This is a genomic window from Microbacterium shaanxiense (assembly GCF_054779995.1).
In genome coordinates this window covers 424,000-444,255 of the sequence record NZ_BAAGXE010000004.1, presented here as the reverse complement: position 1 = coordinate 444,255, position 20,256 = coordinate 424,000, and the positions used below count along the sequence as shown (strand labels likewise).

At 67.2% G+C, this 20,256-nt stretch carries 21 protein-coding genes; all 21 read left to right on the top strand.

All coding sequences use genetic code 11. From position 1 onward, the window contains the following. Positions 1-32 precede the first annotated feature (32 nt). The gene (gene mraZ, locus ACYVG2_RS15595) at positions 33-464 is read left to right on the top strand and encodes a division/cell wall cluster transcriptional repressor MraZ (protein ID WP_230103047.1); all 432 of its coding nucleotides are present in this window, start codon (positions 33-35) and stop codon (positions 462-464) included. Between the two features lie 99 nt (positions 465-563). Then, positions 564-1,502, top strand: a complete 939-nt coding sequence (gene rsmH, locus ACYVG2_RS15590; protein ID WP_460781811.1) for a 16S rRNA (cytosine(1402)-N(4))-methyltransferase RsmH — start codon at positions 564-566, stop codon at positions 1,500-1,502. Further along, on the top strand, positions 1,499-2,077 hold the full coding sequence (locus ACYVG2_RS15585) for a hypothetical protein (protein ID WP_460781810.1): 579 nt from the start codon (positions 1,499-1,501) through the stop codon (positions 2,075-2,077). Before rsmH ends, ACYVG2_RS15585 begins: the two co-directional genes overlap by 4 nt. 20 nt (positions 2,078-2,097) lie before the next feature. Further along, positions 2,098-3,879: a peptidoglycan D,D-transpeptidase FtsI family protein gene (locus tag ACYVG2_RS15580; RefSeq protein WP_460781809.1), complete on the top strand. Its 1,782-nt coding sequence runs from the start codon at positions 2,098-2,100 to the stop codon at positions 3,877-3,879. 28 nt (positions 3,880-3,907) lie between these two features. Beyond that, positions 3,908-5,320: a UDP-N-acetylmuramoyl-tripeptide--D-alanyl-D-alanine ligase gene (locus tag ACYVG2_RS15575; protein ID WP_460781807.1), complete on the top strand. Its 1,413-nt coding sequence runs from the start codon at positions 3,908-3,910 to the stop codon at positions 5,318-5,320. Further along, entirely contained in the window at positions 5,317-6,432 is a 1,116-nt protein-coding gene (mraY, locus tag ACYVG2_RS15570) for a phospho-N-acetylmuramoyl-pentapeptide-transferase (protein ID WP_460781806.1), read from the top strand. The genes ACYVG2_RS15575 and mraY overlap by 4 nt, the downstream gene beginning before the upstream one ends. Then, a complete protein-coding gene (gene murD / locus ACYVG2_RS15565; RefSeq protein WP_460781805.1) occupies positions 6,429-7,964 on the top strand; it encodes a UDP-N-acetylmuramoyl-L-alanine--D-glutamate ligase in 1,536 nt (511 codons plus the stop codon). The genes mraY and murD overlap by 4 nt, the downstream gene beginning before the upstream one ends. Continuing rightward, positions 7,933-9,123 carry a putative lipid II flippase FtsW gene (gene ftsW, locus ACYVG2_RS15560; RefSeq protein ID WP_460781803.1) on the top strand — a complete coding sequence of 397 codons (1,191 nt, stop codon included), beginning with the start codon at positions 7,933-7,935 and terminating at the stop codon, positions 9,121-9,123. Before murD ends, ftsW begins: the two co-directional genes overlap by 32 nt. Next, positions 9,120-10,199, top strand: a complete 1,080-nt coding sequence (locus ACYVG2_RS15555; RefSeq protein ID WP_460781802.1) for a UDP-N-acetylglucosamine--N-acetylmuramyl-(pentapeptide) pyrophosphoryl-undecaprenol N-acetylglucosamine transferase — start codon at positions 9,120-9,122, stop codon at positions 10,197-10,199. Before ftsW ends, ACYVG2_RS15555 begins: the two co-directional genes overlap by 4 nt. Before the next feature lie 12 nt (positions 10,200-10,211). Continuing rightward, positions 10,212-11,612 (top strand): UDP-N-acetylmuramate--L-alanine ligase, encoded by a 1,401-nt coding sequence (gene murC, locus ACYVG2_RS15550; protein ID WP_460781801.1) that lies wholly within the window; start codon positions 10,212-10,214, stop codon positions 11,610-11,612. 3 nt (positions 11,613-11,615) lie between these two features. Next, a complete protein-coding gene (locus tag ACYVG2_RS15545) occupies positions 11,616-12,557 on the top strand; it encodes a cell division protein FtsQ/DivIB (RefSeq protein ID WP_460781800.1) in 942 nt (313 codons plus the stop codon). A gap of 188 nt (positions 12,558-12,745) precedes the next feature. Further along, positions 12,746-13,900, top strand: a complete 1,155-nt coding sequence (gene ftsZ / locus ACYVG2_RS15540) for a cell division protein FtsZ (RefSeq protein WP_448965931.1) — start codon at positions 12,746-12,748, stop codon at positions 13,898-13,900. A gap of 7 nt (positions 13,901-13,907) precedes the next feature. Beyond that, entirely contained in the window at positions 13,908-14,618 is a 711-nt protein-coding gene (locus tag ACYVG2_RS15535; RefSeq protein WP_460781798.1) for a YggS family pyridoxal phosphate-dependent enzyme, read from the top strand. Positions 14,619-14,658: 40 nt separating this feature from the next. Then, positions 14,659-15,141, top strand: a complete 483-nt coding sequence (locus tag ACYVG2_RS15530; RefSeq protein ID WP_460781797.1) for a cell division protein SepF — start codon at positions 14,659-14,661, stop codon at positions 15,139-15,141. Positions 15,142-15,144: 3 nt separating this feature from the next. Then, on the top strand, positions 15,145-15,444 hold the full coding sequence (locus tag ACYVG2_RS15525) for a YggT family protein (protein ID WP_448965928.1): 300 nt from the start codon (positions 15,145-15,147) through the stop codon (positions 15,442-15,444). Positions 15,445-15,601: 157 nt separating this feature from the next. Next, entirely contained in the window at positions 15,602-16,228 is a 627-nt protein-coding gene (locus ACYVG2_RS15520) for a DivIVA domain-containing protein (protein WP_460781796.1), read from the top strand. Between the two features lie 9 nt (positions 16,229-16,237). Next, complete coding sequence (gene lspA, locus ACYVG2_RS15515) at positions 16,238-16,852, top strand: signal peptidase II (protein ID WP_460781795.1); 615 nt, start codon at positions 16,238-16,240, stop codon at positions 16,850-16,852. A 2-nt stretch (positions 16,853-16,854) separates the two neighbouring features. After that, a complete protein-coding gene (locus ACYVG2_RS15510; protein WP_460781794.1) occupies positions 16,855-17,775 on the top strand; it encodes an RluA family pseudouridine synthase in 921 nt (306 codons plus the stop codon). A gap of 61 nt (positions 17,776-17,836) precedes the next feature. Then, positions 17,837-18,418, top strand: coding sequence for a GNAT family N-acetyltransferase (locus ACYVG2_RS15505; protein WP_460781793.1), 582 nt, complete (start codon positions 17,837-17,839; stop codon positions 18,416-18,418). A gap of 31 nt (positions 18,419-18,449) precedes the next feature. Next, positions 18,450-19,055 carry an RNA polymerase sigma factor gene (locus ACYVG2_RS15500; RefSeq protein ID WP_460781792.1) on the top strand — a complete coding sequence of 202 codons (606 nt, stop codon included), beginning with the start codon at positions 18,450-18,452 and terminating at the stop codon, positions 19,053-19,055. Further along, the gene (locus ACYVG2_RS15495; RefSeq protein ID WP_460781791.1) at positions 19,030-20,169 is read left to right on the top strand and encodes a hypothetical protein; all 1,140 of its coding nucleotides are present in this window, start codon (positions 19,030-19,032) and stop codon (positions 20,167-20,169) included. The genes ACYVG2_RS15500 and ACYVG2_RS15495 overlap by 26 nt, the downstream gene beginning before the upstream one ends. The last annotated feature ends 87 nt before the right edge of the window (positions 20,170-20,256 follow it).

The window sequence follows — 20,256 nt, the reverse complement described above, 5'->3', positions numbered from 1 at the left end:
AAGTTGGCCGGACACAGAGGGGGTGATGGCCGATGTTGCTGGGAACGCATTCACCGAAGCTCGACGACAAGGGCCGAGTCATCCTGCCGGCGAAGTTCCGCGAAGACCTCGGTGGCGGCATCGTCGTCACCCGTGGTCAGGAACGATGCCTGTACGTCTTCAGCACGGCCGAGTTCGAGGCCATGCACGAGCGGATCCGGCAAGCACCGCTCAGCAACAAGCAGGCACGCGACTTCCTGCGCATGTTCCTCTCGGGAGCGAGCGCGGAGATGCCCGACAGCCAGAACCGCATCACCATCCCCGGCCACCTCCGCCAGTACGCGGGGCTCGAGAAGGAGCTCATCGTCACCGGTGTCGGCGCGCACGCCGAGATCTGGGATGCCGCGGCCTGGAACGACTATCTCGCCGCCGGCGAGGACAACTACTCAGAACTCGAACAGGAGGTGATTCCGGGACTCTTCTGACCTCGACTGTGATGCCCCGCCGCTCCCGCCCCGACACACTTCCCCGGTGCCGGGTCGAGAAGCGGAGGGGGATCAGAGTCGAAGGTCACCCGAAAGATCATGAACCTTCGCGACATCCACACCCCGGTCCTCCTCGAGCGCTGCATCGAGCTGCTGGCACCCGCCCTGCAGCACGACGGAGCGGTGCTCGTCGACGCGACGCTCGGCATGGGCGGGCACTCCGAGGCGCTGCTCGAACGATTCGACAACATCCGGTTGATCGGTCTCGATCGCGACACCGACGCCCTGCGCATCGCCGGGCAGCGGCTCGAGCGTTTCGCGGACCGGATCACGCTCGTGCACACGGTGTACGACGAGATCGGGATCCACGCGCATGGCGCGTCGGGCATCCTGATGGACCTCGGCGTCTCGTCTCTGCAGCTCGATGAGGCCGAACGCGGGTTCGCCTATTCGAAGGATGCTCCGCTGGACATGCGCATGGACCAGACGAAGGGCACGACAGCGGCCGACGTCCTCGCGACGTACAGCGAGGGCAACCTCCGCCGCATCTTCGAGCGCTACGGCGAGGAGAAGCTCGCCGCCCGCTACGCCCGCTTCATCGTGCAGGCCCGTGACGCGAAGCCCCTCGTGCGTTCGCAGGATCTCGTGGACCTGCTCCAGGCCGCGACACCGGCCGCCGCGCAGCGCGCCGGTCACCCGGCCAAACGCGTGTTCCAGGCGCTGCGCATCGAGGTCAATTCCGAGCTCAGTGTGCTCGCCGATGCGATCCCCGCGGCGATGGACGCACTGGCCGTCGGCGGACGGATCGTCGTGATGAGCTATCAGTCGCTCGAGGACCGCCTCGTGAAGCAGGCCTTCGCCGCGGCATCCGCCTCCACCGCTCCCGCAGGCCTCCCCGTCGAGCTTCCGCAGCATGCGCCGCGCTTCCGCACCATCACCAAGGGGGCCGAGCTCGCGAGCGACGAGGAGAAGGCCCGCAACCCCAGAGCCATTCCGGTGCGACTGCGCGCCGCCGAGCGAATCCGGGAGGCAGCATGAGCCGCCAGGCGACTGCAGCGATGCTGCCCGAACCGATCGCTCCCGCGCCGCGCGCGCCACGGAGGCTGAAGCCCGTCACCGCTCCGGCACGGCGGGGCAAGCCGAAGCTCGCGTACGCACTCATCGCGCTGGGGGGAGCGGCAGCGATCGGCATCGCGCAGATCGGACTGTCGCTCGCGATCACCCACGACTCCTTCGAACTGGCGGAACTGACGTCGCAGCAGCGTGAGCTGGACCTGCAGGCGAGCGCGCTGGAGGACGAGCTGGCGGGGACGAGCTCCCCGCAGCTGCTCGCGATCAAGGCGGCAGAGCTGGGGATGGTCGTCGCCGGCTCGGCGTCGTACCTGCGTCTGAGCGATTCCGCCGTTCTGGGCGCGAACACCGGCGCGGACGGCCTGTCCACGATCGATCCGAAGGGCACCGGCGCAGTGCACAACGCACTGCTCGAGCAGAAGACGCCGGTCGCCGCGACGGAGGACGACACCGCTGCATCCTCTGACGGCACCACCGAGACCGTGGATCCGAATCTTCCCCCGCCCATCACCGACGGACTCCCGAGCCCCACCACCCGCTGAACACCGATGGAGAGAGTGAAATGACGACACGAGCCACTCGCGGCCCACGGCGCCGTACCGTCGTCGCACTCGCGGTCATCCTCGCGGTGCTGTCGGCCTTCGTCGTGCGCCTCGTCGACATCCAGGTGGTCAGCGCCGACGATCACGTCGAGGACTCGCTGCAGGTGGGCCAGCTCGGCTCGACGGTGACGCTGCCGGGCAGTCGCGGATCGATCGTCGATGCGAACGGCACGCTGCTCGCATCCAGCATCACGGTCTACGACGCGCAGCTGGACCCGAAGGTCATGAAGCTGCTCGAGGACAACACCGAGAACCCGCCGAAGGTGGCCTGGTCAGACGCGGCCGATCAGATCGCGGCGATCACCGGGCAGGACGCGGAAGAGATACGGACAGGTGTCGCGGAGACGATCGCGGCGGATCCGAGCTCGCAGTACTACCCCTTGAAGAAGGGCCTCAGCACCGAGAAGTATCTGGAGCTGCGCGAGCTCGGTCTCGTCTACCTGCACATGAAGCCGCGCGAGACGCGTGTCTATCCGAACGGCGCCGTCGCCGGAAACATCATCGGCTACGTCGACAGTGCGGGAGCCGGCCAGTCCGGCGTGGAGAAGCTCGAGACGCAGTGCCTCTCGCCCACCAACGGGGAGCGCACGTATCTCCGGGGCAAGGACGGCAACGTCATCCCCGGCAGCGACCGCACAGTCGACGCCCAGGACGGCGGATCCGTGCAGCTGACGATCAACAGCGATCTGCAGTGGTACCTGACGCAGATGATCGCTGAGGAATCGCAGAAGATGGGTGCCCAGTCGGGCACCGTGACGGTCGTCGAGGTGAAGACGGGAAAGATCAGGGCGGCCGCGGAATGGCCGTCGCTCGACCCCAACGACCTCAACGCCTCGTCTCCGGAGGACTGGGGCACCAGGCTCTTCACCCACACGTTCGAGCCGGGGTCGCCGTTCAAGGCGATCACGGCCGCCGCCGTGTTGGATTCCGGCGCAGCCGACGTGAACACGACGGTGACCGCATCGAGCAGGGAGACGTTCCCCAATGGCGCCGTCATCAACGATGCGTTCGTGCACGGCGCGGACAACTACACGCTCGCCGGCGGACTCATCGATTCGTCGAACGTCACGCTCTCGAAGTTCGGCACGATGATCGATCCGCAGGTGCGATTCGACTATCTGCAGAAGTTCGGCGTCGGCGAGAAGACGATCGGCTTCCCCGGGGAGGAGCCAGGCGTCCTGCACCCGGCATCGGAGTGGGATGCCCAATCGTTGTACACAACGACCTTCGGACAGCACTTCACCGTCACGGCGCCTCAGCTCGCCGGCGCGTATCAGGCGCTCGCGAACGGCGGCGAGAAGATCGACCTGTCGCTCATCGAGTCGTGCACGGATCAGGACGGAGACGTCGTGAAGCCCGACGCCCCCGAGCGCGAGCAGATCATCTCGGAATCGACCGCTGCCACTGTGAGCAGGATGCTGGAGAACGTCGCTGTGCAGGGCGGCCTCGCCGAGATGATCGAGGTTCCCGGGTACCGTGTCGGGATCAAGACCGGTACCGGTGAGGTGCCGGACGGGAACGGCGGGTACAAGCAGGGACTGTACTTCACGAGCATGGTGGGCTTCGCTCCGGTGGACGATCCGCAGTACGTGGTGGTGGTCACCCTCGATCAGCCGACTAAGGTTGTATCGTCCACCGCCACGGCATCCGCCTTCCAGCAGGCGATGACACAGGTGCTGAAGACCTACCGTGTCTCGCCCTCGACCGTCCCGATGGACGAGCTGCTTCCCAAGTTCAACTAGCCGGCACTGAGCCGCGCATGGAGATTTCATGATCGCCCTGACGCTTGCCGAGATCGCCGCGATCACCGGTGGCGACCTGCGTCTCGCAGAGCTCGACACCCCCGAGACCACTGTGTCGGGCGTCGTCGACACCGACTCGAGGAACATGACCGCCGGCGGCGTGTTCATCGCCAAGCCCGGCGCCGAGACCGACGGGCATCGCTTCGTCGCAGCCGCGGCGCACGGCGGTGCGGCAGTGGCGATCGTCGAGCACATCGTGGATGCCCCGGTGTCGCAGATCGTCGTGCCGGATGCCGTCGCCGCACTCGCCGTCCTCGCGCGTGCCGTCGTCGCTCGCGTGCGCGCCGAGGGCGCGTTGAAGATCGTCGGCATCACGGGCTCGAACGGCAAGACGACCACCAAGAACCTGCTCGCCCGCATCCTCGAGGACGAGGGCGAGACGATCGCACCGATCAACTCGTACAACAACGAGGTCGGCGCACCCGTGACCATGCTTCGCGTCACGGACACCACGCGGTATCTGGTGAGCGAGTTCGGTGCGGCGGGCCCTGGCAGCATCGCTCATCTGGCGGGACTGGTCGAACCGGACGTCGCGGTCGTCCTCATGGTCGGTATGGCCCATGCCGGCGGCTTCGGCGGCATCGAGGAGACCGCCAAGGCGAAGGCGGAGCTCATCGCGGCCTCGCGCCCCGGTGGCATCGCGATCCTGAACATCGACGACTCGAGGGTCGCCGCCATGCGTCACGCGGCTGTGACACGCGGCATGCGCGTGGTCGGATTCGGCCAGGATTCGTCCGCCGACATCCGCGCGACCGACGTCCAGGTGGCCGCGGACGGCACCAGGGCGACGATCACCACATCGGAGGAGAGTCTGCCCCTGCACCTGAAGGTGCTCGGTGCCCACCACATCACGAACGCCCTCGCCGCGATCGCCGCCGCGGGCGTCCTCGGCGTGCCTCTCGCCGACGCGATCGCGCGGATCGAGACGGTCCAGGTCGCCGAGCGCTGGCGCATGCAGCCCCTCGGGAACGATCGCGTGCGCATCATCAACGACGCCTACAACGCCAGCCCCGACTCCATGGCGGCTGCTCTGCGGACGCTCGCCCAGATCACCGGACCCGACGAGCGCACGGTCGCCGTTCTCGGCGCCATGAGCGAACTCGGCGAGAGCGCAGGGGAGGAGCACGACCGGATCGGGCTCCTCGCCGTCCGCCTGAACATCCGCCGCATCGTCGTGGTCGGTCCCGAAGCGCGCCGCCTCTACCTCTCCGTCGTCGGAGAGGGCTCCTGGGACAGCGAAGCCGTGCACCTTCCCGACCAGGACGCGGCCTACGAATACCTGCGCACCGAGCTCCGTGACGGAGATCGCGTGCTCGTGAAATCATCCAATTCCGTGGGCCTTCGGCATCTCGGCGATCGTCTGGGAGAATTGTTCTCGTGAGATCACTCCTCATGGCGGCTGCGATTTCGCTCGCCTTCACCCTGTTCCTGACTCCTGTCTTCCTCCGGCTGTTCCGCCGGTGGGGCTGGGGGCAGGTGATCCGCACCCCCGAAGACATCGCGAATCCCAGCCACAGCGCCAAACGGGGCACGCCGACCATGGGCGGTCTCATCTTCATCGTCGGCACGATCGTCGGCTACTTCGTCGGGGTCTACGCCGGTGGCAGCGAGCCCGCACTGTCGGCGCTCCTCGTGCTCTGGCTCATGATCGGCTTCGGAGCCGTCGGCTTCATCGACGACTACATGAAGGTGAAGTCCCAGCGCAGCCTCGGACTCTCGGGGTGGCGCAAGGTGATCGGCCAGCTCGTCGTGATGATCCCGTTCGGGGTGGTGGCGCTGAACTTCCCGAACCAGTTCGGTCAGCGGCCGGCGAGCGGCTACGTCTCGCTGTTCCGTGACATCACCTGGCTCGACATGTTCGCGTTCGGCGTCGTCATCGGCTGGATCGTCTACCTGATCTGGATCGCAGTGATCGGCATCGCCACGTCCAACAGCGTGAACCTCACCGACGGTCTCGACGGTCTCGCATCCGGCGCCGGAGTGTTCGTCGTCGGCGCCTACAGCCTGATCGCCTTCTGGCAGTTCAAGCAGTCGTGCGCGAGCATCGGAGTCGATCCCGGCACGCTCGACGCGTGCTACGAAGTGCGGGATCCGTTCAGCCTCGCGATCGTGTCCGCGTCGTTCGCCGCGGGCCTCATCGGATTCCTCTGGTGGAACGCGCCCAAGGCCAAGGTCTTCATGGGCGACGTCGGCTCGATGGCCATCGGCGGCGTCATCACCGCGATGGCGATCCTCACGCGCACCGAACTGCTCCTCTTTGTGATCGCCGGCGTTTTCGTGCTGTCGTCCGGATCCGTCATCCTGCAGCGGCTGTACTTCAAGATCACCCGCGGCAAGCGGCTGTTCCTGATGAGCCCGTTCCATCACCACCTGGAGATGCGCGGCTGGTCGGAGATGACGATCGTCGTGCGACTGTGGATCATCGCCGGTCTGCTCGCGGTATCCGCGGTCGGTCTGTTCTATGTCGAATGGCTCACCGGGGTCGACGGATGAGCGACGCGCGTCTGGATGCGCTGACCAGCTGGCATGCCGATTGGAAGGGGCTGCGCGTCGCGGTGCTCGGCCTGTCGGTCACAGGATTCTCCGCAGCCGACACGCTCGCCGAACTCGGCGCGGACGTCCTCGTGCTCTCGGAATCCGCCGCGGAGGAGTACGAGCGCCTCATCCCCGTGATCGGCGCGCGACTCGAGCTCGGCGCACTCGGCGAGGTGCCGCAGTCGCTGCGCGACTTCGATCCTGAGGTCGTCGTCGCGTCACCAGGCTTCTCGCCGTCGCATCCGATCATCCGCTGGACGCAGGATGAGGGAATCGCCCTGTGGGGCGATGTCGAACTCGCCTGGCGCGTACGCGACAAGGTCGTCCGCCAGGACGGGACCGCCGCGGACTGGGTGCTGATCACCGGCACCAACGGCAAGACGACGACGACGCAGCTCACCGCGACGCTGCTCGTCGAGGGCGGCCTGCGCGCGGCGCCGTGCGGCAACATCGGCGTCCCGGTCCTCGATGCCGTCCGCGACCCCGCCGGCTTCGACGTGCTCGTCGTGGAACTCTCCAGTCATCAGCTCTGGTACATCGGTCAGAGCACGACCGCAGGCGAGCTCGTGCCGTACGCCTCCGTGTGCCTGAATCTCGCGGACGATCACCTCGTGTGGCACGGCAGCGCCGAGGCCTACCGCGACGCGAAGGCGTTCGTCTACCGGAACACGCGCGTCGCCTGCGTGTACAACAAGGCGGACACCGCGACGCGGATCATGGTCGAGGAGGCCGAGGTCACCGACGGAGCACGGGCGATCGGATTCGACCTCGGAGTGCCGGGGCCGAGCGACCTCGGCGTCGTCGACGGCATCCTCGCCGACCGCGCGTTCCACCCTGACCGCGCGCACAGCGCACTCGAGCTCACCACGGTCGCAGACCTCGCAGATGCGGGGCTCGCCGCTCCGCACATCGTCGAGAACATCCTCGCTGCCAGCGCTCTCGCACGATCCCTCGGCACTGCGCCGGAAGCGATCCGGCGGGCGCTGCAGACCTTCCGCCTCGACGAGCACCGCATCCAGGTCGTCGCGCGCCACGCAGGCATCACCTGGGTCGACGACTCGAAGGCCACCAACCCGCACGCTGCGGCCTCCTCGCTGCGCGCATACCCCGGTGCCGTGTGGATCGTCGGCGGAGATCTCAAGGGCGTCGATCTCTCCGACCTCGTCGCCGATGCCGGCCGCACCGCCGGTGCAGCGCTCGTGATCGGCGTCGAGCGGGGCGAGGTCGTCGCGGCATTCGAGCGACACGCGCCAGCGGTGCCGGTGATCGAGGTCGTCACTGGCGAGACTGAAGATGTCATGACCCGCGTGGTGGAACTCGCCGCAGGGATCGCTGATGACGGGGGCACGGTTCTGCTGGCTCCCGCGGCGGCATCCTTCGACCAGTTCACCAGCTACGGGGATCGTGGCCACCGCTTCGCCGACGCGGTGCGCAAGTGGATCGACCGGGGGAGCGCCGATGACACAGGTAGCCCGCCCGCCGCGCACTGAGCAGGGACAGCGCCGAGGCCTCGCCGCACGCGTCTCACTGGGCCGCATCTTCACGCCGCCGTCGAGCGAGTTCATGCTCATCGCCTCCACGGCGCTGCTGCTGACCGTCTTCGGGATCATCATGGTGATCTCCGCGACCAGCGCCACGGAATCGGGCGTGATGGACACGGCCATCAAGCAGGCGATGTTCGCCGCGATCGGCATCCCCATGATGTTCCTGGTCAGCCGCCTGCCCGTCTCCTTCCTGAAGAAGATGGCCTGGCCGGCGCTCATCCTCGCGACGATGCTGCAGCTGCTCGTCTTCATCCCCGGTATCGGCGTCGAGAACGACGGCAACCGGAACTGGATCAACATCGCCGGCTTCTCGCTGCAGCCCTCGGAATTCCTCAAGCTGGCGATCGCGCTGTGGGTGGCGTACGTGCTCTTGCGCAAACGCGTGCTGCTCGGCATCTGGCACCACGTCTTCATCCCCGTCATCCCGGTCTCGCTGCTCGCGATCGGGACGGTCATGGCCGGACACGACCTCGGCACCGTCATGGTGCTGGTGCTGATCCTGCTCGGCTGCCTGTTCTTCGCGGGCGTCAAGCTGCGCCTGTTCATCCTCCCTGTGCTGCTGGGCATCGTGGGCGTCATCGCCCTCGCGGTCGTGAGCCCCGACCGCATGCGGCGCATCTCGGCGGTCTGCTCCGACATGACCAACTACGAGAACGACTGCTATCAGTCGATCCATGCCGTGTGGGGAATGGCGAACGGCGGGATCTTCGGACTCGGTCTCGGCAACTCGCAGGAGAAGTACGGCTGGCTGCCGGCGGCGGCCAACGACTTCATCTTCGCCATCGTCGGGGAGGAGCTCGGCCTCATCGGGTGCCTCGTCGTCCTCGCCCTCTTCACGTTCTTCGCCGTCGGGGCCTTCCACATCATGCGCAAGACGACGGACCCGTTCATCCGCGTCGCGGCCGGTGGCATCACGGTCTGGATCCTCGGCCAGGCGCTCATCAACGTCGGCGTCGTCATCGGGGTGTTCCCGGTGCTCGGCGTGCCGTTGCCCTTCATGTCGCAGGGCGGCACGGCCCTGCTCGCGGTGCTGCTGGCATGCGGGGTGCTGCTGGCCTTCGCTCGCACGATCCCCGCATCCCCGCGGGGTAAAGTCACCAGGTGACCACGTACCTCCTCGCCGGCGGCGGCACCGCCGGCCACGTCAACCCCCTGCTCGCCGTCGCCGACTCACTGCGTGAGCGCGATTCCGAATCGACGGTCCTCGTGCTCGGGACCAAGGAGGGACTCGAGGCCAGACTCGTGCCCGAACGCGGTTACGAGCTGCTGATCGTGGACAAGGTGCCGTTCCCGCGACGCCCGAACACGCAGGCACTGGCCTTCCCCGCACGCTTGCGCAGAGCGATCGCGCAGGTGCGCACGCACATCCGGGAGCACGGCGTCGACGTCGTCGTCGGTTTCGGCGGCTACGCATCGGCGCCCGCCTATGTGGCCGCGCGCCGGGAGAAGGTGCCGTTCGTGGTGCACGAGGCCAACGCGAAGCCCGGGCTGGCGAACGTGCTGGGCGCGCGCAGCGCCGCCGGCGTGGGCGTCGCCTTCGAAGGCACTCCGCTCAAGCGCGGGGAGGTGGTCGGCATGCCGCTGCGCCACGAGATCGTCGACCTCGACCGTGCGGCGAGCCGATCGGAGGCGGCCGAGCATTTCGGTCTGGATGCCGCGCGGCCGGTGCTGCTGGTCTTCGGCGGTTCGCTCGGCGCGCAGCGGCTCAACGAGGCGCTGGCGGACTCATGGAAGGACGTGCTCGCTGCGGGATGGCAGCTGCTGCACGTGACAGGGGAGCGCAGCGACCTCGCCGATCCCGGAGTTCCCGGGTACGTCGTGCGCCGCTATGTCGACCGGATGGACCTGGCCTTCGCGCTTGCCGATCTGATCGTCTCCCGCGCGGGTTCCGCGACGGTGAGTGAGATCAGCGCCCTCGGCATCCCCGCCGTGTACGTGCCGTACGCGGTCGGAAACGGCGAGCAGCGACTCAACGCCGCGTCGGCCGTGGCGGCAGGGGCTGCGACGCTTCTGGAAGACGGCGGCTTCACCGGCGAGACAGTGCGCGCCGCCGTGGTGCCGATGCTCGCGGATCGTGAGCGCATCGAGCGGATGGCACGCGCGGCGGAGCACGTCGGCACGCGTACCGGAACCGAGAACGTCGTCGCGATGATCGACCATGCGCTGCGCGCCGCGAATTAGAATGGACAGGACATGATCAGACCTGACCTCTCCCTCCCGATTCCGGAGCAGATCACCGCAGCCCACTTCATCGGGATCGGCGGATCCGGGATGAGTGGACTCGCGAGGATGTTCCTCGACGCCGGCATCCGCGTGTCCGGATCGGATCGCGCGGACAGCGATGCGCTTCGATCGCTCGCCGCCGCGGGAGCGACTGTGCACGTCGGCCACGATGCGGCCCACTTGGGTGATGCCGACACCGTCGTGCACACCGGGGCGATCTGGCCGGAGAACCCCGAGTTCGTCACGGCGAAAGAGCGCGGGCTGCACGTCATCCACCGCTCGCAGGCCCTGCACTGGCTCATCGGAGGGCGACGGCTGGTCTCGGTCGCCGGTGCGCACGGAAAGACGACGTCGACCGGCATGATCGTCACAGCGCTGCAGTCGCTGGGCGTCGACCCGAGCTTCGTCAACGGCGGGGTGATCGAGCAGCTGGGCACGTCCAGCGCCTCCGGATCCGATGACCTCTTCGTGGTGGAGGCCGACGAGTCCGACGGCACCTTCCTGCTGTACGACACGGCGATCGCCCTGATCACGAACGTCGATCCCGACCACCTCGACCACTACGGATCCGATGACGCGTTCCACGACGCGTTCATCCGGTTCGCGGATGCGGCGAGCGAAGCGGTGGTCATCTCCAGCGACGATCCCGGCGCGCTTCGCGTCAAGGCAGGGTTGTCGCACCGCAACGTGATCAGCTTCGGCGTCGCGACGGACGCCGACGTGCGACTCACCGACATCTCGACGGCGGGCCCCGTGGCCGCCACCATCACGCACGAGGACCGCAGCGAGCGCCTTCAACTCGTCGTACCCGGCGCTCACAACGTGATCAACGCGGCAGGGGCCGTCGCCGTCCTGCTGACACTCGGGCACGACCTCGCCGCCGCCGTGCGCGCCGTCGAAGGCTTCGCCGGTACCGTTCGCCGATTCGAGTTGCACGGCGTGGAGCGGGGGGTCAGCGTCTTCGACGACTACGCCCATCATCCGACCGAGGTGAAAGCGGCCCTCGAGGCCGCGCGCAGCGTCGTCGGCGAGGGCCGACTCATCGCGATCCAGCAGCCGCACACGTACTCGCGCACCCAGCACATGTACCGGGAGTTCGCCGAGGTGCTCGAGGCCTTCGCGGATCACACCGTCATGCTCGACGTCTACGGGGCGCGTGAAGACCCCGTTCCAGGCGTGACCGGGGCGCTCGTCAGCGACGCGTTCAACGACCAGGAGCACGTGCACTACGTCGCCGACTGGCAGGAGGCCGCCGACTACACGGCGACCGTGGCCCGCGAGGGCGACTACGTCATCACGCTCGGGTGCGGCAATGTGAACCTGATCATCCCGCAGGTGCTGGAATCGCTGCGGCGGACGACCGGAGCCTGAACCGTGCGTCGTCCGGCCCCGCTTCCGACACCGCCGGAGCAGAAGGCGAAGCCCGAATCCGTCCGCCCATCACGCCGTGCGCGTGGCGGGCAGACCGACGCGGGCCCGGCGGCGGAGCCTGTCGCGATCGTCGACAGCCTGGATGACAAGCGAGCGGATGCCGCGGGCGCAGAGCAGGAATCGCTCGACGGTCTCACCGCGGGAGACGTGTGGCGCGCCGCGCGTGCCAGGCGCAAGGCCCTCCGCGCGGAGATCCGCCGGTTCACCCAACGATCGCGGCGTCGGCGACTGATCTGGCTCTGCGCGATCGGCGCCGTGGTCCTGCTGATCGGCGGCAGCGTCGCAGCGGCGTACAGTCCGCTCTTCGCCGTCGAGAAGATCACCGTCGCAGGTGCGTCGACGCTGGACGCAGCGGCCGTGGAAGCGGCGCTGGATGACCAGCTGGGAACGCCGCTGGCACTGGTCAGCGAGAGCGAGGTCAAGGCGGCGCTCATCGCGTTCCCACTGATCGAGACCTATGCGCTCGAGGCCAAGCCACCGCACGACCTCGTGGTGCGCATCGTGGAGCGCACACCGATCGGCGTGATCGAGTCCGGAGCCGGGTTCACGCTCGTCGATGCCGCAGGCGTCGCACTGTCCACGACGCAGGATCGCCCTGAGGGGCAGCCGGTGATCGCCGTCGACGGAGGGATCGAGTCGGCTGCGTTCGAATCGGTCGGGCTGGTCGTTCGCTCGCTGCCCGCAGACGTGCGTGCCCTGGTCGCCGACGTGTCCGCGTCGACCCTGGACGACGTGACCCTCACGCTGTCGAGCGGTCTGACAGTGGTGTGGGGGAGCGCGGAGAAGTCCGTGGAGAAGGCGAGGACTTTGAGCTCGGCGATGCTGGCGAATCCGAACGCCAGGTCCATCGACGTCTCCTCTCCCGACGTCGTCGTCGCCGGCTGAGCGGACTGGATCGCCACCGCAGACCGTTCTGTACGTCAAAGCGGCGACACGCCCGTGTCGTTGCGCCCGCGCGGCCCCGCGGCGCATACCTTCGATCAAGAGAACGCAATACCGGGAAATACTTTACACCTCTAGTTGAGGTTTAAGGTTCACATTCGTTTCCAGGCTCGACACATCGGAGGCCGGCCATGAGCCAGAACCAGAACTACCTCGCCGTGATCAAGGTCGTCGGCGTCGGCGGTGGCGGCGTCAACGCCGTGAACCGCATGATCGATCTCGGCCTGCGCGGGGTCGAGTTCATCGCTGTCAACACCGACGCCCAGGCGCTGCTCATGAGCGACGCCGACGTCAAGCTCGATGTGGGCCGCGAACTCACCCGCGGTCTGGGTGCAGGAGCCGACCCTGAGGTCGGGCGCCGCGCCGCCGAGGACCACGCGGAGGAGATCGAACAGGCGCTCACCGGCGCCGACATGGTCTTCGTCACCGCGGGTGAAGGCGGTGGAACGGGTACCGGTGGCGCTCCCGTCGTCGCCCGCATCGCCAAGTCGATCGGCGCGCTGACCATCGGCGTCGTCACCAAGCCGTTCTCGTTCGAAGGCCGTCGCCGTCAGAGCCAGGCCGAAGCCGGCGTCTCCAAGCTGAAGGAAGAGGTCGACACCCTCATCGTGGTGCCGAACGACCGTCTGCTGGAGATCAGCGACCGCGGCATCTCGATGATCGAGGCGTTCGCCACTGCGGACCAGGTGCTCCTCGCCGGTGTGCAGGGCATCACGGACCTCATCACGACGCCCGGCCTCATCAACCTCGACTTCGCCGACGTCAAGTCGGTCATGCAGGGGGCAGGCTCGGCCCTCATGGGCATCGGCTCCGCTCGCGGCGCCGACCGTGCGATCAAGGCCGCGGAGCTCGCTGTCGAATCGCCGCTGCTGGAGGCCTCGATCGAGGGTGCGCACGGAGTTCTGCTCTCGATCCAGGGTGGATCGAACCTCGGCATCTTCGAGATCCACGACGCCGCCGATCTGGTCAAGGAGGCAGCGCACCCCGAGGCGAACATCATCTTCGGTACCGTCATCGACGACACCCTCGGCGACGAGGTGCGCGTCACGGTCATCGCGGCCGGCTTCGACGGGGGAGAGCCTTCCCTGCGACTCGACCCGATGGTCGTCTCGCGCCCGGCGGCGGACACCCTGCCCGAGGTCTCGCTCTCCGACGACACGGAGGCACCCGCAGCGGAGCAGCGGCCGAGTGAAGCTCCGCAGCAGCCGGCACCTCGCATTCCGGCCACCAGCCTCGAGCCCGCTTTCGCGGATGACGACATCGACATCCCCGAGTTCCTGAAGTAGGGGCGCGTTGTCCGACCTCGCTGCGCGGCTGTCCGCGATCGATTCTCAGATCGCGGACGCCGCGCGCAGTGCAGGGCGGGATGCCGCCGACATCACCCGCATCGTGGTGGCCAAGTTCCATCCCGCTTCGCTCGTGCGTGAACTGCACGCCCTCGGCGTGCGAGATGTCGGCGAGAACCGGCAGCAGGAGCTCGTGTCGAAGCGAGCCGAGCTCGAACAGGACCAGCCGTCGCTCGACGGACTGCACTGGCATTTCATCGGGCAGGCGCAGACCAACAAGGCCGCGTCGATCCGTCGGAACGCGGATGCTGTGCACTCCGTCGACCGCATCAAGCTCGCCGATTCGCTGCACCGTGCATCGGAGCACCCCGATGAGGGCGCACAGGGCGCACTCGACGTGCTCGTGCAGGTCAACCTCACCGAGGACGCTGGTCGCGGCGGCGCCGCACCCGACGATGCGCAGCGGCTCGCCGAGCACATCCTCGCTCTGCCCTCGCTGCGCCTGCGCGGCGTCATGGGCGTCGCACCGCTCGACGAGGAACCGGCATCCGCCTTCGCGCGGTTGCGCGATGTCGCAGACGGCATCCGGTTGCTCGATGCGAGTGCCACATGGATCTCCGCCGGCATGACCGGCGACTTCGTCGAGGCGATCGCGGCAGGTGCGACACACCTGCGGATCGGCTCGGCAATCACAGGACCCCGGCCCGACCGGGGTTAACCTCGAATCAGATCAGCCCACGTCGAACACGGAGGACACGATGGGAAACCCGCTCAAGAAGACCATGGTGTACCTGGGGCTCGCCGATGAGGAAGAGGCCTACGAGGAGCAGCTGGCACCGGCTCCCGCTCGGGCCAGCCGCGAGCGTGACCGCGATCGCGAACAGGACGACGCGCCGCCGGCACCCGTGACGCCGTTGCGTCGCCCCGTCGCCGTGCGTCAGCCCTCTGCCGGCACGGTGAACGAGATCCTCACCGTGCACCCCAAGCAGTACCGCGACGCCCAGCTGATCGCCGAGAGCTTCCGCGAGGGTGTTCCCGTCATCATCAACCTGTCGCAGATGAGCGACGCAGACGCGCGTCGCCTGATCGACTTCGCCAGCGGTCTCTCCCTCGGTCTGTACGGCCGCATCGAGCGCGTCACCAGCAAGGTGTTCCTGCTCTCGCCGGAGAACATCGCAGTGTCGGGTCATGGCGGCATCGCGAGCGCAGATCCGGAGTCTGCGGGCTTCGATCAGTCATAAGCCGTGACCGCTCTGGTCTCGGTGATCGCATCGATCATTCATCTGGTCCTGCTGATCTACATCTTCGTGCTCTTCGCGCGCCTGATACTCGACTACATCCCGCTGTTCAATCGTGAATGGCGACCCAAGGGCGCCGGCCTCATCGCGGCGGAAGCCGTGTACACGGTGACCGATCCTCCGATCCGGCTGTTCCGGCGCTTCATCCCTCCGCTGCGCATCGGCACGCTCTCATTGGACTTCGGATTCACCTTCACCATGCTCGCCGTGCTGATCCTGATGTCGATCGTGCGCGCGTTCATCTGAGCGCGCTGCGCGCCCTCCGCAGAGCTCTCACATCGCGTCACTTGCGAGCGGGGACTATGCTTGCTCGGAGGTGCGCGCCCCGGGTACGCGCCGGATCAATACCGAGCCACACTTCAGTCACTGGCAACAGAACTCATCGAAAGAGGAGCCGAGAACAATGGCACTGACCCCGGATGACGTCGTCACCAAGCAGTTCCAGCACGTCCGTTTCAAGGACGGCTTCGACCCGGACGAGGTCGACGACTTCCTCGACGAGATCGTCGTCGAGTGGCGCAAGGCCCTCGAGGAGAACGCTGAGCTGAAGGCGAAGCTCGCCGCCTACGAGTCCGGCGAGACCCCCGCTGCTGCTCCCGCCGCGGCCGAAGAGACCCCCGCTGTCGTGGACGAGGTTCCCGCTCCCGTCGTGGCCGCAGCTCCTGCCCCCGCTCCTGCGGTCGAGGCTCCGGCCGCCGGCCCGACCACGGCCACGGCCGGCATCATCGAGCTGGCGCAGCGCCTGCACGACGAGCACGTCGCCGAGGGCGAGGCCAAGAAGAGCCAGCTGATCTCCGAGGCGCAGACCGAGGTCGACCGCATCCGTGCCGACGCTCAGGCCAAGGAACGCGAGGAGTCCGCCCGCCTCGAGCGCGAGCGCAACACCCTCGAAGCGCGCATCACCGAGCTCCGCAACTTCGAGCGCGACTACCGCACTCAGCTTCGCGGCTACATCGAGGGCCAGCTCCGCGATCTCGACGAGAAGTCGGCATCGACGGACTCGACCCCGGTCTCCGCCATCGGGCTGTAGGTCGTCCCTTTGCCAGGACGTCGTCCACTCAGTCGGTCGGCGGCCGGCGTCATCGTCGCGATTCTCGCGGCAGTGGTGCTGGCCGCCGATCAGTTTGTGAAGCACCTCACCATCGAGCATCTGCCTCTGCACGAGGTCGTGCCGGTTCTCGGTGAGTTCCTTCAGCTGTACTACATCCGCAACTCCGGCGCGGCGTTCTCGCTCGGCAGCGAGGTGACGTGGATCTTCACGATCGCGCTCACCGTCGTCGCGGGGATCATCATCTGGAAGTCGTTCGGCCTGCGCTCCCGGCTGTGGGCCGTGGTGCTGGGTCTGCTGCTCGGCGGTGTGCTCGGCAACCTCACGGACCGACTGCTGCGCGAGCCGGGCTTCGCCGTCGGACATGTCGTGGACATGATCTCGATGCCGTGGATGATGCCGGCGATCTTCAACGTGGCCGACATCTTCATCGTCGGCGGCATGATCTCGGTCGCTCTGCTCGTCGTGCTGGGCCTGCGGTTCGACGGCACACGTGAGAAGGACGACGTCGCATCGGACGAGGATGCGACCGGCGAGGCGGAGGGCGACGTCGTCGCCGAGAAGCCTGCCGCTCCGATCGACGCCGAGCCCGAACAGGCCTCCTGAGGATGCAGTCCCGGTCGTTGCCGGTGCCGGACGGGCTCGAAGGCGCGCGTGTCGACGCCGCCCTGGCGAAGATGCTCGGTTTCTCCCGCACTTTCGCCGCAGAGGTCGCCGAGGCCGGTGGTGTGAGCCTGGACGGCGTGACACTGGGCAAGTCCGACCGTCTTCGCGCGGGCGGATGGCTGAGCGTCGAATGGCAGCCGAGGGAAGAGCCGAAGATCGTGCCGGTGGTGGTGCCCGAGCTGGGGATCATCCACGATGATGACGACATCGTCGTGGTGGACAAGCCATCCGGTGTCGCGGCTCACCCGTCGCAGGGATGGGACGGTCCGACCGTTCTCGGGGCTCTGGCCGGCGCCGGCTTCCGGGTGGCCACCAGCGGTGCGGCGGAACGGGCGGGGATCGTGCATCGTCTGGATGTCGGCACGAGCGGCCTCATGGTCGTCGCGAAGACCGAATCCGCGTACACGGCGTTGAAGCACGCGTTCAAGGAACGCACGGTCGAGAAGGTCTACCACGCAGTGGTGCAGGGCCGCCCCGACCCTCTTGCCGGCACGATCGATGCGCCGATCGGCAGGCATCCGAATCATTCATGGAAGTTCGCCGTCACGCCCTCCGGCAAGGACTCGGTAACTCACTACGAGACGCTCGAGGCGTTCCCTGGGGCGTCGTTGCTGGAGATCCATCTCGAGACCGGGCGCACGCATCAGATCCGTGTGCACATGGCCGCTCACCGGCATCCGTGCGTCGGTGATCCGCTCTACGGCGCCGACCCGACGATGGCGGCGCGGCTGGGGCTCACGAGGCAGTGGCTGCACGCGCACCGGCTCGGCTTCACGCATCCGGCCACGGGGGAGTGGGTGCAGTTCGAGTCGCCGTATCCCGCCGACTTCCTGCACGCCCTGGAGGTCCTGCGCGGGGAGTGAACGGCGCCATCGCTGATCGGGGTCCGTGGCGGATGTCGACGGCATCCGCCACACTGTCGGCATGAGCATCCGTGTCCGACCGGCGACGGTCTTCGACGACGTCGTAACGCTCGTCGGCCCGAAGAAGCCGACGTCGAACGTGTGCTTCTGCCTGAGCTATCGGCTGGGGAACAAGGAGAACGTGGCACTGCGCGGAGAGGCGCGTGCTGCGCGCGTGCGCGAGCTGTGCGAGCACGATCCGCCACCGGGGGTGATCGCCTACCTCGATGATGAGCCCGTCGGATGGGCGGCGCTGCATCCTCGGCGAGACACGAGTTTCGCGCGCAACCGGCTGATCCCGCACGTCGACGATCTCGATGTCTGGTCGTTGTGGTGCTTCCGCGTGCGGCCGGGATATCGCAAGCAGGGCATCTCTCATGCGCTGATCGAGGGCGCCGTGGCTTACGCCCGTGAACGCGGCGCTCCGGTCATCGAGGGGTACCCCGTCGACAATCGGGGGGAGAAGGTCGATCTCACAATGGCGTACGTCGGCACGAAGGCGATGTTCGAGAAGGCGGGTTTCGTTCAGGCCGCCGAGACGAGTTCTGTGCTGAACGGTTTCCCACGGGTGCTGATGCGGCTCGACCTGCGGAAGATTTCGTGAACTGTTCTCGCACGGCAGGGCAATACATAGTGTGAGCACAGACAGCGAGATCATCCGGCGATCGCTCGAGCACCCTCGAGTCTTCGCTGAATTGTTCGATCGGCATGCACGGAGCGTCGGCGGCTTCGCGGCGCGACGAATCGGATCCGACGCAGCTGAAGACGTGGTCAGCGAGACATTCCTCGTCGCCTTCAAGCGCAGGGAATCGTTCGACCTGACGGTGGAGTCATCTGTCCCGTGGCTGCTCGGGATCGCATCGCGCCTCATGCGGAAGCACCGTGCGCAGGAGGCGAAGAACTGGCGCACTCTCGTGGCGACCGCCGGACAGGGGATCGATCACTCCCACGACGGCACCGAACCGCTGATCGCCCGGTTGGATGCCGCGAGTTCGACCCGGCGGCTGGCGCCGTTGATCGCAGCGTTGTCCACGAAGGACAGGGAGACCCTTCTGCTGTACGCGTGGGGCGACCTGACTTACGGGGAGACCGCGTCCGCACTCGGCGTGCCGATCGGTACTGTCCGTTCACGACTCAACAGGGTTCGCCGACGACTGGACCCGGACCGGTCAACTCGAATCGAACCGAAGAGCTATGAGAAGGAAGGAGAGGTCGATGGACGTTTTGGAAAGCGTGCGTGAGGTCAACGGAGGAGTGGATCTCGCGGAGGCGCGCTACGCCCGGTCTCGATCGTTTCTCATGGAGGAGATCGACGCGAGCGTCAGCTCCGCGCGCAAGCGCGCGGCCCGGCGGCCGATGTTCGTGATCGCAGGGATCGCGGCCGGAGCCGCTGCGGCCACCGTCGGCGTCGTGGTCGTCAACCAGATGACCTCGTTGAGTCCGCAGGTCGGTGCGAATCCGGTCGAGACGTCCGATCCGCGAAGTCCGGTCCGGACCCCGGTTCCTACTCCCGTCCCGACCCCATCATCTCCGAGCGAGGTCCTCAACTCCGCGGCCAACACCGTGGAAGGGCTCGGCACTCCGCAACTCGAGCCGGGGCAGTACCTGCGCAGGGAGTGGACGAGCACGGAGCTGGTTCTCAGTGACGAAAGCGGTTCCGGCAGCTGGGGCATGGGCGGCTCGCACCAGACGGCGACAAGCGCGTGGCAACTGCTGATGGACGGCGTCACCTACATACCGGCGGACTTGTCAGACACCTGGTACGCGGAGGGAAGCGCCCCTCGACTCGGAGAGTTCTACGGGGATCTGGCGGAGGCGTACGAGCGGTCGCAGCTCGACGCCGCGACGCACATGGCGGGACGCCCGCTCGAAGGGTTCACCAAGTTCGCGCCATGGGATGGAGTCGGTGAAACCGAGACGTTTGACGTGTTCTTCGCGAGCATGCCTCGTGACCCTCAGGAACTCGTCGCGTGGGCACAGGAATTCGCTGGGACGGACCAGCCGGGATGGGCCGAGGGAAAGGTGGGATGGTTCTTCATCGACATGCTTTCATACAACATCGGCCCGCCCGACTTGCGAGCGGCGATGTACCGTGCGCTCAGCCTCCTGCCTGGATCGACCGTCTCGGACGAGGTCAGCGGTGTGCGGACGGTAACGTTCGACGCTCAGTTGGCGCTCTCCGGCGCGACGGAATCCGGTTCGTACCGGATGACGATCTCGATCGAGATGAGCACGGGGAACGTGCTTGAGGTTTCGGAGCGCGCCGAGGCGGGCATCGGGGTCGTGCCGTCGGACGTGCCCGATCATTGGGTGCGCTACTCCACCAGCATCGTGGATTCGCTGCCCACCGGATAGGGACGAGACGAAGGCCATATCAAAATGCCGGCGTCCCTGCCCCGACGTAGACTCGAAGACGTGGCATCCGACTCCTTCGTACACCTG

Bases quoted from the DNA above. Each gene is read 5' to 3' on its own strand.
- mraZ (WP_230103047.1), top strand. From the start codon at position 33: ATGTTGCTGGGAACGCATTCACCGAAGCTCGACGACAAGGGCCGAGTC.
- rsmH (WP_460781811.1), top strand. From the start codon at position 564: ATGAACCTTCGCGACATCCACACCCCGGTCCTCCTCGAGCGCTGCATC.
- ACYVG2_RS15585 (WP_460781810.1), top strand. From the start codon at position 1,499: ATGAGCCGCCAGGCGACTGCAGCGATGCTGCCCGAACCGATCGCTCCC.
- ACYVG2_RS15580 (WP_460781809.1), top strand. From the start codon at position 2,098: ATGACGACACGAGCCACTCGCGGCCCACGGCGCCGTACCGTCGTCGCA.
- ACYVG2_RS15575 (WP_460781807.1), top strand. From the start codon at position 3,908: ATGATCGCCCTGACGCTTGCCGAGATCGCCGCGATCACCGGTGGCGAC.
- murD (WP_460781805.1), top strand. From the start codon at position 6,429: ATGAGCGACGCGCGTCTGGATGCGCTGACCAGCTGGCATGCCGATTGG.
- ftsW (WP_460781803.1), top strand. From the start codon at position 7,933: ATGACACAGGTAGCCCGCCCGCCGCGCACTGAGCAGGGACAGCGCCGA.
- murC (WP_460781801.1), top strand. From the start codon at position 10,212: ATGATCAGACCTGACCTCTCCCTCCCGATTCCGGAGCAGATCACCGCA.
- ftsZ (WP_448965931.1), top strand. From the start codon at position 12,746: ATGAGCCAGAACCAGAACTACCTCGCCGTGATCAAGGTCGTCGGCGTC.
- ACYVG2_RS15530 (WP_460781797.1), top strand. From the start codon at position 14,659: ATGGGAAACCCGCTCAAGAAGACCATGGTGTACCTGGGGCTCGCCGAT.
- ACYVG2_RS15520 (WP_460781796.1), top strand. From the start codon at position 15,602: ATGGCACTGACCCCGGATGACGTCGTCACCAAGCAGTTCCAGCACGTC.
- ACYVG2_RS15510 (WP_460781794.1), top strand. From the start codon at position 16,855: ATGCAGTCCCGGTCGTTGCCGGTGCCGGACGGGCTCGAAGGCGCGCGT.
- ACYVG2_RS15505 (WP_460781793.1), top strand. From the start codon at position 17,837: ATGAGCATCCGTGTCCGACCGGCGACGGTCTTCGACGACGTCGTAACG.
- ACYVG2_RS15495 (WP_460781791.1), top strand. From the start codon at position 19,030: ATGGACGTTTTGGAAAGCGTGCGTGAGGTCAACGGAGGAGTGGATCTC.